Here is a 14,204-nt window from a genome sequence, read left to right on the forward strand (position 1 = left end):
CTTAGTAAAGTTTAAGCATACGAGGAAAGGAGAACGAAGCCATGAATAAGAAAATCTCACAAGCTACGGTCCGGGAGGAATTCGTTGAAATTCCCACTTACGGGGTTGGAAATCCGGATAAAAATCCAATGTTCCTGGAAAAACGCGTCTATCAGGGCAGCACGGGGAAGGTTTATCCCCACCCTGTGATTGATAAAATAAATGATGACAAAGAAATGAAGACCTATCGCATGATTATTCTGGAGAATGAATATCTGCGGATCGAGGTTATGCCGGAAATCGGCGGACGCATTTACCGCGCCGTGGACAAGACGAACAACTATGATTTTGTTTATTATAACCGCGTGATCAAGCCCGCTCTCGTAGGCCTTGCGGGTCCCTGGATCTCGGGGGGGATTGAATTCAACTGGCCTCAGCATCACCGGCCCAATACGTATGGAGCAGTCGAATGCACATTCAGTGAAAATGTGGACGGCAGCGCTACGGTGTGGGTCAGCGAAATTGACCGGATGTACGGAACGAAAATGACTGCAGGGTTCACCCTCCAGGCAGGAGCGGCTTATCTGGAAATTCATGCCCAATTGTACAATCGTACGCCGGAACCGCAGACTTTCTTATGGTGGGCGAACCCGGCCGTTGCCGTCAATGATCATACCCAATCCGTATTTCCTCCGGATGTGCATGCCGTATTCGATCATGGCAAACGGGATGTGTCGCGTTTTCCTGTCGCGACAGGAACCTATTATAAAATGGATTATTCGGCAGGAGTGGATATCTCCCGTTATACGAATATACCGGTTCCTACCTCCTACATGGCTTACCGTTCCGATTATAATTTTGTCGGCGGCTACGACCATTCGGTTCAGGCGGGTTTGCTTCATGTAGCGAGCCATCACATTTCTCCCGGGAAAAAGCAGTGGACCTGGGGGAACGGCGAATTTGGTCAGGCCTGGGACCGCAATCTGACCGACGAGGACGGCCCTTATATCGAGCTGATGACGGGAGTCTATACAGACAACCAACCGGATTTCACATGGCTGCAGCCGTATGAAGAAAAGTCGTTTACGCAGTATTTCATGCCCTACAAGGGGGTTGGGGTCGTGAAGAATGCTTCCCGGGATGCTGCGGTCAATCTGGAAGTCGATCGCGCTTCCGGTACAATAGAAATCCGGGCCTACACGACGTCGCGGTTCGAAAGAGCATCAGTGGAGCTTTCAAGCGCCAGCAGCGGGTATCTGCAGCAGGAGGTGGACCTTTCGCCGCTTGAAGCATTCACGAAATCACTCAAGCTGCAGGGAGATGATCAAGCTCATGATCTGATTCTCTCCGTACGCGACAAGTCCGGACGCTTGCTGGTCCAGTACCAGGAGAAGGAACCGGCTATCGAGAAAATGCCTGATGCGGCAAAGCCGATGCCGCTCCCACAGGAGCTGCTGACGGTAGAGGAGCTTTTTCTGGCGGGGCTTCATCTGGAACAGTACCGGCATGCGACGTTCGAGCCGGAAGATTATTACCTGGAAGGATTGAAACGAAGCCCCGGCGATATCCGCATCAATGTTGCATATGGAACGCTTCTGCTGCGCAGGGGTCTACTCACGGAAGCCGAGGCTTGCTTCCGGCATGCGGTCCAAACCTTAACCGGGCGCAACGGCAATCCCTACGATAGCGAAGCCTATTACCAGTTGGGCCTTGCGCTCAAGCTTCAGGAGAAGGACAGCGACGCCTTCGATGCGCTTTATAAATCGGTATGGTCCGCCCAATGGCAGGACAGCGGATATTTTACGTTGGCTCAAATTGCGTGCAGCCGGAGCGATTTTCAGGAAGCGCTGGAGCTGGTCGAGCGTTCACTCATCCGCAATGCGCGGAATTACAAAGCGCGCGATCTAAAGGCGGTCCTGCTGCGGAAGCTGGGAAGGCCTGAAGAGGGTGCAAGGTTTGCCTTGGAAACGATTAGCCTTGATGTTGCCGACTTCGGCGCTTATTATGAAAGGTATCTAAGCCTTAAGGACAATGGGCAGCCGGAAGCAGCGCAAGGCGTCTTGTACAGCTTCAGGACACTGATGCGCGGCAATGCGCATAACTATTTGCAACTGGCAGCCGATTATATCGGCAGCGGGTTGTATGCGGAAGCGGCCGCAGTCCTTGAAGATGCCCTGCCGGAGCATGCAGCGGATGCGTATCCGATGGTGCATTATACCTTGGGATACGTACTTGGCAAGCTTGGACGGCAGGATGAGGCGGAAGAGCGTCTCAAAGCAGGGCAGGCAGCCAATTCCGATTATTGTTTCCCTAACAGCCTGCTGGATCTTCAGGTGCTGGAATATGCTTTGAGGCAAAATCCCGACGATGCCCGTGCTCATTATTATTTGGGCAATTTGCTCTATGACAAGAAACGGCACCAGGAAGCGATCGGGCATTGGGAAAGCTCAACCAGGCTGGATGAGACCTTCCCGACCTCCCACCGCAATCTGGCACTCGCCTATTACAACAAGCACAGCGATCCCGGCAAAGCGCGCAAATACCTGGAGCTGGCATATGCCGCTGACAGAAGCGATGCCCGTGTCCTGTATGAGCTCGATCAGCTGTACAAGAAGCTTGGCGTCAGCGCCCGGGAGCGCCTTGATCATCTGAACACCAATCGGGATCAAGTGGATCAGCGCGATGATTTGTTCGTGGAATATGTTACCCTTCACAATACAATACGTAAGCATGAGGAAGCGCTCAGCCTGCTTCATTCCCGGAAGTTTCATCCCTGGGAAGGAGGCGAAGGCAAGGTGACCGGTCAATACGTGCTGGCTCATGTGGAGCTTGCCAGACAACTTCTTGCCGGCGATGCGTATAAAGAAGCTGCTGACATGCTGGGCAAAGCCCTTGTCTATCCTGTAAATCTCGGCGAAGGCAAGCTCGCCGGCGCTCAGGAGAACCCTGTCTATTATTATCTGGGCTGCGCGCTTGAAGCCGATGGACGACAGGAAGAAGCGAAGCAGGCTTTCCGCGCGGCATCGCAAGGAATCGGGGAGCCGGCGGGAGCGATGTTTTATAATGATCAGCCGCCGGAAACGATTTATTACCAGGGTCTTGCCTGGCTGAAGCTGGGAGACGGCAAGGAAGCTGCATCCCGTTTCAACAAGCTGATCGATTACGGGGAAACCCATTTGTTCGACCAGGTGAAACTTGATTATTTTGCCGTATCGCTTCCGGATTTTCTTGTATTCGATGACGATTTGAACAAGCGCAATGAAATTCATTGCCGTTATATGATCGGACTTGGGCTGTCTGGCCTTGGCCGGGCGGAGGAGTCTCAGGCACAGCTCGATGAAGTGCTTCGCCTTGAACCCAATCATCAGGGCGCCATCACCCACAGCCTAATCCATCAGTCATTGGATGCTTAGCCCTGGAGCCACTCCTAAAACCACAAAGAAAGGTGTGCTGTCATCATGACTGCCAACCACAAATCAAGCGAGCTTGCAGGAAAATTAATTCCGGATACGATGAATGCCATTGTCGCTTATGCAGCCGGTGATTACCGTTACGAGCGCAGACCAGTGCCGCAGGCGGGACCGGGTGAAATCCTGATTGAAGTAGAAGGGGTCGGCATCTGCGCCAGCGATGTCAAAGCTTACTCGGGAGCGCCGATGTTCTGGGGTGACGAGAATCAGCCCGCTTATGTCAAGGCGCCGGTCATTCCCGGCCATGAATTTGTCGGACGCATCGCGGCAGTCGGCGAAGGCGTGACGAAGCACGCCGTGGGGGAGCGGGTCATCTCGGAGCAAATCGTACCTTGCTGGGACTGCCGTTTCTGCAACCGCGGGCAATACTGGATGTGCGAGAAACATGATATTTACGGTTTCCAGAGCAACGTCAACGGCGCTATGGCGGAATATATGCTGTTTCCGAAGGAAGCGATCGTTCATATGGTTCCGGATCAGCTGACGCTGGAAGAGGCCGTGCTGATCGAACCCTATGCGTGCTCCATGCATGCCGTTCAGCGTGCCAAAATTGAGCTGGGCGACGTGGTTGTCATTGCGGGTGCGGGCACTCTCGGCCTCGGCATGGTCGCCGCGGCCAAATTATCCGGTGCGGGCACTCTTATTGTGATGGATCTGTTCGATGACCGGCTGGAAACAGCGAAAGCATTCGGGGCCGATATCGTACTGAATCCTGGTCAGGTAAATGTAGTGGAAGAGGTCAAGAAGCTGACAGAAGGTTATGGCTGTGATGTCTACATTGAAGCTACCGGACATCCCACGTCCGTTGTCCAGGGGCTTGCGATGATCCGCAAGCTGGGCCGCTTCGTTGAATTCAGTGTTTTCAAGGATCCTGTAACGGTGGACTGGAGCATTATCGGCGACCGCAAGGAACTGGATATTTTGGGTTCGCATCTGGGCCCATACTGTTATCCGATCGTTATCGACGGCATTGCCAAAGGAAGTCTGCCGACCGAAGGCGTTGTCACCCATAAGCTTCCGCTGACTTCATACAAAGAAGGTTTCGATCTGGTCAAAAAAGGGAAAGACTGCTTGAAAGTGCTGCTGATTCCCGGTGCAGCGGAGTAAGCGATGAATACGGCATTCATAAAGGTTATGCTGGTGGATGACGAGCCGCTGGCTCTGGAGCATTTGAAGCATCTTGTTCCCTGGCGCGAGTTGGGTTTCGAAATCATTGCCGAGACCACTTATCCTCAGCAGGCAGTGGAGCTTCACCGGAAGCTGCGCGCAGACATTATATTTGCGGATATCAAGATGCCGGGCATGGATGGACTGGCTCTCAGCAAAGCTCTATTGAAGGAGGCGGGCGGCACGAAGATTGTGCTGCTCACCTCCTACAAGGAGTTCGATTATGCCAAAGAAGCGCTGAAGCTCGGCATTTCCGATTATCTGGTCAAGCATGAGCTGAGCAGCTCCCAGCTGACAGTGGTACTGGAGCAGATGAAGGAGGAGCTTAAGCAGCAGGAACGCAAAGGAAAACTGATTCGCCGCCAATTGTTTCAGGAGCTTATGAAGGGCAGCAGACCTGCAGAGCAGCAAAAGCAGCTCTGGGCAGAGAACGCGGATGCCAAGAGCCGGTTTCTGCTGATACTGGCAGGGGTCGATCTGCCGGTCGGCCCTTTTTCCGCATTACACTCTTATGCTGCGCCGAATCAGCTTCAGATCCCGGATGTGGGGACAGCCGACGGAATCCTGAATTATGATACGATCCAGCTGGAGCCTTGCCGATGGGCGATAGTCGCCACAGTCGCGGAGAAGGATGGGTATGCCCAGCTTCAGCCGCTGGCGCTGTCCATTATACGGGACCTCCAGCAGCGTTTTCGGAAAGCCACCGGCGAAACTTTGTCAGCCGTTGTATCGCTGAATGTATGCGGGCTTGACGGCATGCGTCAGCTTCTATCGCTTTATGAGCGCATATTCGCCTATACGCCTTTCTTTGGCAGAGAGAGTGTGATGCATCCGGATTCGGTTCTATTCGGAGAAGACAGAGATATGGAGCATTCAAAGGAATGGGTCAATCAGGTCCTGCATGGTCTGGAACGCCTTGAGGACACGGGTGAAGCGCTTATTGCCAACGCTTTCGAGCTGGAGATCGGAAGAGTCCATCTTAAAGCGGTCTATTGGCTGGGCGATAAACTGCTGAGTGCTATTCTCGCTTTCCGGACGGAGCGTAATTTGCCCGTGCCGGCTGAGCATGGCAGCGGGAATTATACATTCCGGGAGATGAGCGAATATTTGCAAGGTCTTTACCGGGAAACAGTTACTGACTGCAGAAAGCTGCTTAACGGACGATACTCGCGTAAGGTGAGGGAAACACTGCAGGCGATTGATGACCGGTACGCCGAAGGGTTGACGATCGAGGAGCTTGCCGCGCAGGTCGGAATCAGCGGGGACAGGCTGCGCCGCATGTTCAAGCAGGAGACGGGAACAAGCCCTCTGGATTATTTGACCCAGGTGCGGATCAGGGAAGCAAAGAAGCTGCTGCAGTCCGAGAAATACAGGATCAGCGAAGTGGCCGAAAAAGTAGGGTACCGGGACAGCCAGTACTTTAGCCAGGTATTCAGGAAAGCGGTGGGTGTAAACCCGCTGATGTATGTGAAGCGTGGAGGACCACAGCATGAGAACGAAGATTAGAACCAAGCTTATTGGCGTTACCTCCATTATATTGTGCATCTCGCTGCTCTTGAGCGGGTTCTTCACGTATTATTATGTGACCCGGATTATCCGTGAGCAGTCGATTCAGGACAGCCTGATCAAGTTGTCCCAGAATGCGCTGCAGCTCCGCCGTATTCAGGAGCAGACGAGGGAAATCGCCGAATATATCATTGTCGACTCGGAGATCCAGAATCTGATTCAACAGGAAACGCCGCTCGACATGGAGGAATCTTATTTCCACAAGCTGGATGTCCAAGAGAGGCTGAAGAAATTTACCGCTTTGAATGATTATATTATGAACATCGTCATCATTCGTTCCGATGGCGAGGTGTTTTCCAATAAAAGCGGATATGCCGAGTATTTCTCCTCTTACCAGGAGCAGCCCTGGTTCCGTCAAATGCGTGTACCCGACTCCGGTATGCGTTTTTCTGTTTCCCATGAGTCCTATTTTGTAAACCGCCTCCATCCGGCGATCAGCTATGTGGTTCCCTATAAACGGATCGGTGAGGAGGAACCGGCTGCTGTCAACACATTAATCATCGATATCAAATACAACCAGCTTGTGAGCACGATGGAGCAAAGCCTGGGGAATTACGACCGGATCATGCTGCTCAACCGGCTGGGACAAACGCTGTATGACAGCGACAAAGGCGAAATTCCGGCGCAGGCGCTGCAACTGCCGGAGGACGGACAAGAGCTGCCGGAATGGGAGGAGAACGCGGACTATCTGAACATCTACAATCGTTCCATGCTGGAGGACTGGGTCCAGGTCGCGGTTATTTCCAAGGACAAGCTGTTTGCCAAGCTCAAATCCATTCTGGTGTTCTATGTGCTGATACTGACCTTCAGCCTCATTCTGACCTTGTCGCTGATGCTTCCATTCGTGTCCAGAATGATCCGTCCTCTATCGCGGATGGTCTCGGCTATGAGGCGCGTATCTGAGGGGGATCTTAGCAGCCAGGTTTCCATTAAGAGTGGTGATGAGCTGGAGATTCTTGGAGATGGTTTTAACCGCATGGTGAAGCAGCTTCAGGAGCATGTGCAGTTGTCCGTAGAGAATGAAGAAGCCAAGCGGGACATGCAGGTGAAGCTGCTGATGGCCCAGATCAACCCCCATTTTATATACAACACGCTCAACAGCGTCATATACCTCTCCCATGCCAACCGCAGCAGCGAGGCGGTCGATATCACGCGATCGCTCATCGGGCTGCTTCAGGAGTCGATCCACAGGGGCGACCATGCTTTCTTCTCGACGCTTGGGGAGGAGATCCGAATCGCCAACCGGTATATCGATATTCAGGCTATCCGTTATCCGGAGCGCTTCCAGGTCATTTGGGAGATTGAAGAAGGACTGGAACAAGCTCAGATGCCCAAAATGATTTTGCAGCCGATTATCGAGAATGCGTTATTTCATGGGATATGTTCGGAGTACCGGACGGAGCTTGGCTACATTCGGATATCCGCGCAGCGTGCAGACGACAGCATGGAGCTGACTATTGCCGACAACGGAAAAGGCATGCAGCCGGAACAACTGCAGCGGCTTGCCTCCATGCAGGGAAAACAGAAGTCTTCCTCCGAGAACCAAGGCATTGGACTTGCCAATATCAGAGAGCGGATTCATTACCATTACGGGAAACACTATGACCTTACGATTGCGAGCGGGCCTGGCCAGGGCACGAGAGTAACCGTCCGGATTCCTCTCCAGCCTGCTAAATTATAGGCAGAAGGCTAACACACCCGAATTTTCAACAAAATACCCGGAATGTCCCGGTAAGGACCTCCTGATCATCCGCTATACTTACGTTGTAAACGTTGACAAGGGTGTCGGTCAAACAACCAGAGAAAAATGAGGAGGAACAACAATGGGTTTGAAGCTGAAAAAACGCAGCACGGTTATGGCCAGTCTGCTGCTGGCTTTGACGGTCGCGCTGACAGGCTGCGGGGGCGGCAACAATGCAGAAGGAGGAAACGATCCGGCTGCATCCGGAGGGAATGGGGAAGCGACTTCTCCCGAGAACATGAAAGCCACGATTAAAGTATGGGACTGGGACGAAGCATTTCTAAAGTACATGATTCCGGAATTCAACAAAGTATACCCCAATATCAAAGTAGAATATTCCATTGTCAATAATGTGGATTATTTGCAGAAGCTGCAAAGCGGCATTGCATCCGGCTCTGAGGTGCCGGACGTGATTCTCGGCGAAATGACCTACCGCGGCCAGTTGTTTGACCTGGGCGTATTGGCCAATCTTGAAGAAGCGCCATACAATATGGACAAAAGCCAGCTGTTCGACTATCTGATTCCGCTGCTGTCCAACAGCAAAGACGAGCTGGTTGCGGTTGATCAGCAGATTACACCTGGAGGACTTGCCTTCCGGCGCGATCTTGCCAAGGAATATCTCGGTACGGACGATCCTGCTTTGCTTGAAGGCATGTTGAAGGATTGGAACGCTTTTACTCAAAAAGGAATTGAAGTCAAAGATAAAAGCGGAGGAAAAGTCGTCATGATGTCGGGCCTTGGCGATGCGTTCCGTGTCCTTTACGGGCAGACGGCAAGCGATTACATCAAAGATAAGGAAATTGATCTGACATCGCGGGTCAAAGGGCCGCTTACCGACTTGTTCAACATGCGTGACGCGGGTATTCTCGGCAAGCTGGAGACTGATACGCCGGCCTGGTCCGCATCGTTCGCCAAAGGCGAAACGATCTTCTACCCGCTTGCGCCGTGGGGTCCCAAATGGGCCGTCGCAGCCAATGACAAAGAAGGCAAGGGACGCTGGGGATTGGTGAAAGCTCCTGGCGGCGGTACGACAGTCGGCGGAACATCGGTCAGTGTATACAAGGACAGCAAAGCCAAAGAAGCGGCATGGGCCTATGTGAATTTTGTTTATCTCTCCCGTGAAGGCACAAGCAAATCGTTCGAGAAATTTGGATTCCCGCCAGGCGTCAAGTCTTTCTACGAAGACAATGATTTGATCGAGAAAGGTTCGGAATACGATGAATTCTTCGGCGGCCAGAATTTGATGAAATATTTCTACGAAAATGTAGTTCCTGAGATGAAAGGTCAGTCGCAGACCAAATACGAAAGCTTCGTCGTGAATACCTTCAATATGCTTTATCCCCTGTTTACGAAGGACGCGACCATCACGGCGGACGCCGCGCTGCAAAAATATATTGCTGAGGTCAAGAATAAAGTACAGGGTGTCACGGTAAAATAGACCGCCTTCTTGTACAGCAGGGCAGCCGTTCGCCCGTTCAAGCTTCCTTTTATCGGGAGCGGGATCGGAAGAAGCGGCTGCCCTTTTTTGTTCCAAATTGAAGTTCTCGGGGCGGGATCATGGAGGGATTAGGATGAAAAATACAAGCGCGGGATACTCCCGCAAAATTCAAATATGGCCATATTTGTTTGCACTTCCTTTTGTGCTGAGCTATCTGGCTTTTCAGCTGTATCCGGTTATTTACTCCTTCTTCTTGAGTTTGTATGACTGGAATGGCGTATCGGACAAGGAATTTATCGGTTTCGGCAACTATTCGGATCTGCTACTTCGGGATCCGCTCTTCTGGAAATCGTTATGGAATACGATTATTATCATGCTGCTTGCCATTCCGCTCACGATCGGGATCGGCCTGCTGCTGGCCAATTTGACCTTTCAGCTTGTGAAAGGCAAACGTTTTTTTCAAACCGCAATTTTCACCCCTTATATCACAACGCCAGTGGCGATCGGATTTATTTTCTCTTATATGTTCGATTGGCAATCCGGCATACTCAATCAGATTCTGCTGAAGCTTGGGCTGCTCGGCGAGCCCTATTACTGGCTGCAAACTCCGTTTACCGCTCAATGCATCATTGCACTAATGTTCATTTGGAAAAACTTCGGCTATTTCATGACGATCTACCTGGCGGGGATGACCGCCATCCCACAGGATGTATACGAAGCCGCGAAGATGGACGGATCCTCCAGCAGGAACACCTTCTTCAAGATCACGCTGCCGCTTCTTAAGAATATCTCGATCTTTCTTATCGTAACGACCATTATTACCGGCTTTCAGCTCTTCGATGAGCCGAAGCTGCTTTATGGGGGATGGAGCGCCAATTCCGTAGGCGGACCGGACAATGCGGCGTTGACGGTCATTTGGAAATTTGTCGACAACACCTTTATTTCCGATTCGCGTCTGGGCTATGGATCGGCAATTGCTTATTCGCTGTTTGTATTTATTGTTCTGTTCTCTTTGATCAGCTATCGCGTTACAGCGGGAAAGGCGGACAAAAAATGAAAATCATTTCTCGTGCGTTTCTGATCATCCTGACGATCTTGTCGTTGTTTCCATTCTATCTAATGATCGTGATGTCTACCCATTACAATGAAGACTTGTTCAAGGGGCTGCCGCTCCTGCCGGGAAAATATATGGTGGAGAACTTCACGGCCGTGTTGAAATCGAATTTCCTGCAGGTGTATGCGAACAGCCTGATCGTGTCGGTCAGCTCCGTTGTTGTTGCGGTGCTGTTCAGCGCGCTGATCGGTTTTGCAATAGCCAAATATAATTTCCGCATGAAAAAGGCCCTCTATTATTTCATCGTCGTTACCATGATGGTTCCATCGCAAGTCGGTGTCATCGGCTATATCACGGAAATGCGTGTGCTGGGGCTTGGCAATACGTTGTGGCCCATTATTCTGATCTGGTTTGCGTTTCCTTTCGGCGCTTTCTTCATGTCGCAGTTTATGCAGGATACGATTCCCAATGAAGTGATGGAATGTGCCCGCATTGACGGCTGCTCGGAGCCGCGCATCCTGTTCCAGATCGCATTCCCGCTGATCAAATCCGGCCTGGGTACCCTGGCAATTCTGGTATTTGTCTGGTCATGGAATAACTATCTGCTGCCGCTGGTCACGATTAATGACAGCCGCTGGTTTACCATTCCCGTGTTTGTTTCCAACCTTGGTATCGTGCACCGGACGGATTACGCTGCAAGAATGGCTGCGCTTGCCATGACAACGATACCGCTCCTGATTATTTTCGTATTGGGCTCGAAAAACTTTATTAAAGGCGTTACAGCCGGAGCTGTGAAAGGCTGACGCTTATCCATTGAAGGAGGAATCACAAATGACGCATGAAATCCCGATTGATCCCATGTGGCGGTTCCAGCTTGATCCCGGTGAACGGGTGCAGGCGGAGAGCACAGCGGTCGACCAGCTTGAATCGCGTATCAGCGTACATGGCTCCTGGGAGGAGCAGGGTTATGGAGAGCGGTCCGCCCACCAGCCGATTGGAACATGGAAGAAGAAGAAGGAATACACCGGCACGGCCTGGTACGGTACGGTCATTGACCTGCCTGAGTATTTGGAGGACTATCATTTTCGGCTGATTATCTCCGGCGTCCACTGGCAGACAGCCCTATGGGTGAATGGGCAGGCTGCTGGACAGCGCCAATCCCTTGTCAATGATCATTGTTACGAGCTCGGCGAAGAGGCTAAAGCTGGCGGCAGCTGTGAGCTCCTCATCCGTGTTAATAACGAAATGAGGATGGAAATGGAAGAGACCCACATCCATTCTTATCATACCGCAACGAACTGGGGCGGCATTACCGGAGGAGTCCGGCTGGAAGCGGTGCCCCGGGTCTCCATGCGCGAGATTACGCTCACTCCGGATGCGGAGCGCAGGCAGATCGGCGTTGTCGCGAAGCTCGGCGGGAACGCAGCTTCCGGGGAATCCGCCCTCTACTCCGTGGAAGTCCGGGTGAAAGTGAACAACGGGCTTACAGTTATTGGTGCTGCTCAGCCGGATGAAGAGGGGACGGCGGCTGTCGAGCTTGAACTTGGCCTTGAAGCGGAATTATGGAGTGATTCCAATCCGCAGCTGTATACGGCTGATGTCTTCCTGAAGCGGGAAGGCCGGATTGTAGATGCCCAAACCCGGCGATTTGGACTGCGAAACATGAAAGCGGACGGTACAAGGCTGATGCTCAACGGTGAGGCCGTTTTTCTGCGCGGTTATGTGGACTGCTGCGTATTTCCGCTTACCGGTTATCCGGTATGGGATATCGAAGTTTACCGCAGGCAGTTCCGGATCGCCAGGAGCTATGGCTTTAACCATGTCAGGCTGCATGGCTGGAGTCCGCCGAAGCCTTTCTGGCTGGCCGCGGATGAGGAAGGGATGCTGGTGCAGACGGAGCTGCCGCAGTGGTCCAGGCATTATCGCACCCGCTCGCGCGATGCGGATTCCGAAGCTCATTCGTTCTATCGTCAGGAGCTGAAGGAGCTGCTTGGCGCCTTGAATGAGCATCCTTCCTTTGTGCTGCTGTCCATGGGCAATGAGTTGATCGGCAAAGAAGGGCATGCGCAGCTTAATGAGCTGGTTCGGGAAGCCCGCGAAACCGATCCGACCCGCTTGTATACGGACAATACCGGATTCGGCCACCTGCCGGAAGGTGACCGGGAAGGGGATTTCTATATCCCGACCTTGAACTGGCATCCGCCGGTCAATACCGATTTCGCGGCAACGCCGGACACGACGCAGGATTTTGCAGCGGTAACCCGGCTTGGAAGCAAGCCGATGCTGGCTCATGAGCATGGCCAGTTCACTATGTATGTAAGACCTCAGGAAGAGGAGAAATACACCGGTGCTCTGGAGCCGTCGTGGCTGTCCTATATCAATGAGAATCTGCAGTACAAGCAGTGGGAAGGCCGGCTTCCCGAATTTCAGCGCATTACCGGCTCTCTGCTCATGGATTGCCTCAAAGAGGCGATGGAGCGGGCGCGCCGGACACCGGATCTGGCAGGGATTCAACTGTTGGATATCCGCGATTTTCCCGGACAGGGACATGCGACAACCGGATTTCTGGATGTGTTCTGGGATGAGAAGGGGATCACGACACCGGAAGCTGTCCGCGCATTCAATGGGGAGACGGTACTGCTGATGCGCAGTGGAGGAAGGACCTTCTTCGAAGGTGAGCAAGCGAAGCTAGCGCTGGAAATTTCCCACTACGGCAGTGGAACACTGGATGAAGCGCTTATTAACTGGAGCTTTGCGGATCAGGACGGGGTTTTGGCCAGCGGAATTGCTGAAGCCGGTTCGATCGAGAAGGGCCGGACAACCCGACTTCAGCCGATTGCTTTTGTGATGCCGGAAGGAACAGCCGGGAAAATCAAATTCTCGGTTGCGCTGAGCGATGGCTCGCGGGCGATCAATGCCAATGAATGGAGCTTCTGGGTGTTTCCGCGGGTATTTCCGCAGGAGCACAAAGGGCAGGTCCTTACGAATATCGACAATGTACGCACATTTCTCCAGGATGCCGTATACAGTCAGCAGATCGGCATCCACTGGTTGAGCTACAGAGTGGAAGCTGGCACGAAGCTTATTATCGCGGACCGCATGAGCAAGGAGTTGCTGCAATTTATGCATGATGGCGGCAGCGTTTGGCTCATGCCCGCCAAGGACGCGCTGCAGGACAGCATCTCCATCCACCACCTGCCGATTTTCTGGAATTATCTCTGGTTCCCCAATCAGAGGGGCACGACGATGGGACTTATTCTTAACGAGCATCCGGCACTGGGCCGGTTTCCGCATGAAGGGCAGACCGATTGGCATCTGTACGGGATGACCGAGCATTCTGTAGCGGTGAGTCTGGATGCGATGCCTTCGGTGGAGCCGATCGTGGAGGTCATCGATCATTTTGCCCGCATGAAACGGCTGGCATCCGTGTTCGAATGCAGGGTAGGAGCAGGAAAGCTGTTCGTTTCGACGCTCCGGCTGACGGACGAGGATGTATGCAAAAAGCCAGAGACACTCTTTTTGTTCCACGAAATATTTACTTATTTGATGAGTGAAAAATTCTCGCCGGCAGCCAGGATCAGTGCAGCCGAGCTGCTCGCACAGTTTCCGATTGCCGGCGTGAGCTACGATGTGATTTAGCCATAAAATCATTGCAGAAGGCTGCTGAACTGCGTATGGTCAAATAAACGTGAAACCCCGTTTTTTTAAGATGGGGTTTTTCTTTTTGCTTACGGGTCGTTACTTTTAGCAAAAACAGAGAAAATGAGAATGAATCCGTAATTTAAAGCC

The 14,204-nt window shown here is 52.4% G+C and carries 8 protein-coding genes; all 8 read left to right on the forward strand.

All coding sequences use genetic code 11. The features are described 5' to 3' along the window. The first annotated feature begins 41 nt into the window (after positions 1–41). Positions 42–3,392, forward strand: coding sequence for a DUF5107 domain-containing protein (locus tag IEY46_RS06110; RefSeq protein WP_188990101.1), 3,351 nt, complete (start codon positions 42–44; stop codon positions 3,390–3,392). Between the two features lie 45 nt (positions 3,393–3,437). Continuing rightward, positions 3,438–4,556, forward strand: a complete 1,119-nt coding sequence (locus IEY46_RS06115; protein WP_188990103.1) for an MDR/zinc-dependent alcohol dehydrogenase-like family protein — start codon at positions 3,438–3,440, stop codon at positions 4,554–4,556. A 3-nt stretch (positions 4,557–4,559) separates the two neighbouring features. Then, complete coding sequence (locus tag IEY46_RS06120; RefSeq protein WP_188990105.1) at positions 4,560–6,122, forward strand: helix-turn-helix domain-containing protein; 1,563 nt, start codon at positions 4,560–4,562, stop codon at positions 6,120–6,122. After that, positions 6,106–7,863: a cache domain-containing sensor histidine kinase gene (locus IEY46_RS06125; protein ID WP_188990107.1), complete on the forward strand. Its 1,758-nt coding sequence runs from the start codon at positions 6,106–6,108 to the stop codon at positions 7,861–7,863. Before IEY46_RS06120 ends, IEY46_RS06125 begins: the two co-directional genes overlap by 17 nt. Positions 7,864–8,005: 142 nt before the next feature. Continuing rightward, entirely contained in the window at positions 8,006–9,361 is a 1,356-nt protein-coding gene (locus tag IEY46_RS06130; protein WP_188990110.1) for an ABC transporter substrate-binding protein, read from the forward strand. 133 nt (positions 9,362–9,494) lie between these two features. Then, positions 9,495–10,418, forward strand: a complete 924-nt coding sequence (locus IEY46_RS06135; protein ID WP_188990112.1) for a carbohydrate ABC transporter permease — start codon at positions 9,495–9,497, stop codon at positions 10,416–10,418. Continuing rightward, positions 10,415–11,218 carry a carbohydrate ABC transporter permease gene (locus IEY46_RS06140; protein WP_188990114.1) on the forward strand — a complete coding sequence of 268 codons (804 nt, stop codon included), beginning with the start codon at positions 10,415–10,417 and terminating at the stop codon, positions 11,216–11,218. The genes IEY46_RS06135 and IEY46_RS06140 overlap by 4 nt, the downstream gene beginning before the upstream one ends. Before the next feature lie 28 nt (positions 11,219–11,246). Beyond that, positions 11,247–14,054 carry a DUF8487 domain-containing protein gene (locus tag IEY46_RS06145; protein WP_188990116.1) on the forward strand — a complete coding sequence of 936 codons (2,808 nt, stop codon included), beginning with the start codon at positions 11,247–11,249 and terminating at the stop codon, positions 14,052–14,054. The last annotated feature ends 150 nt before the right edge of the window (positions 14,055–14,204 follow it).

Source organism: Paenibacillus nasutitermitis (assembly GCF_014641075.1).
Taxonomy (GTDB): domain Bacteria; phylum Bacillota; class Bacilli; order Paenibacillales; family Paenibacillaceae; genus Paenibacillus_Z; species Paenibacillus_Z nasutitermitis.

Bases quoted from the DNA above. Each gene is read 5' to 3' on its own strand.
- IEY46_RS06110 (WP_188990101.1), top strand. From the start codon at position 42: ATGAATAAGAAAATCTCACAAGCTACGGTCCGGGAGGAATTCGTTGAA.
- IEY46_RS06115 (WP_188990103.1), top strand. From the start codon at position 3,438: ATGACTGCCAACCACAAATCAAGCGAGCTTGCAGGAAAATTAATTCCG.
- IEY46_RS06120 (WP_188990105.1), top strand. From the start codon at position 4,560: ATGAATACGGCATTCATAAAGGTTATGCTGGTGGATGACGAGCCGCTG.
- IEY46_RS06125 (WP_188990107.1), top strand. From the start codon at position 6,106: ATGAGAACGAAGATTAGAACCAAGCTTATTGGCGTTACCTCCATTATA.
- IEY46_RS06130 (WP_188990110.1), top strand. From the start codon at position 8,006: ATGGGTTTGAAGCTGAAAAAACGCAGCACGGTTATGGCCAGTCTGCTG.
- IEY46_RS06135 (WP_188990112.1), top strand. From the start codon at position 9,495: ATGAAAAATACAAGCGCGGGATACTCCCGCAAAATTCAAATATGGCCA.
- IEY46_RS06140 (WP_188990114.1), top strand. From the start codon at position 10,415: ATGAAAATCATTTCTCGTGCGTTTCTGATCATCCTGACGATCTTGTCG.
- IEY46_RS06145 (WP_188990116.1), top strand. From the start codon at position 11,247: ATGACGCATGAAATCCCGATTGATCCCATGTGGCGGTTCCAGCTTGAT.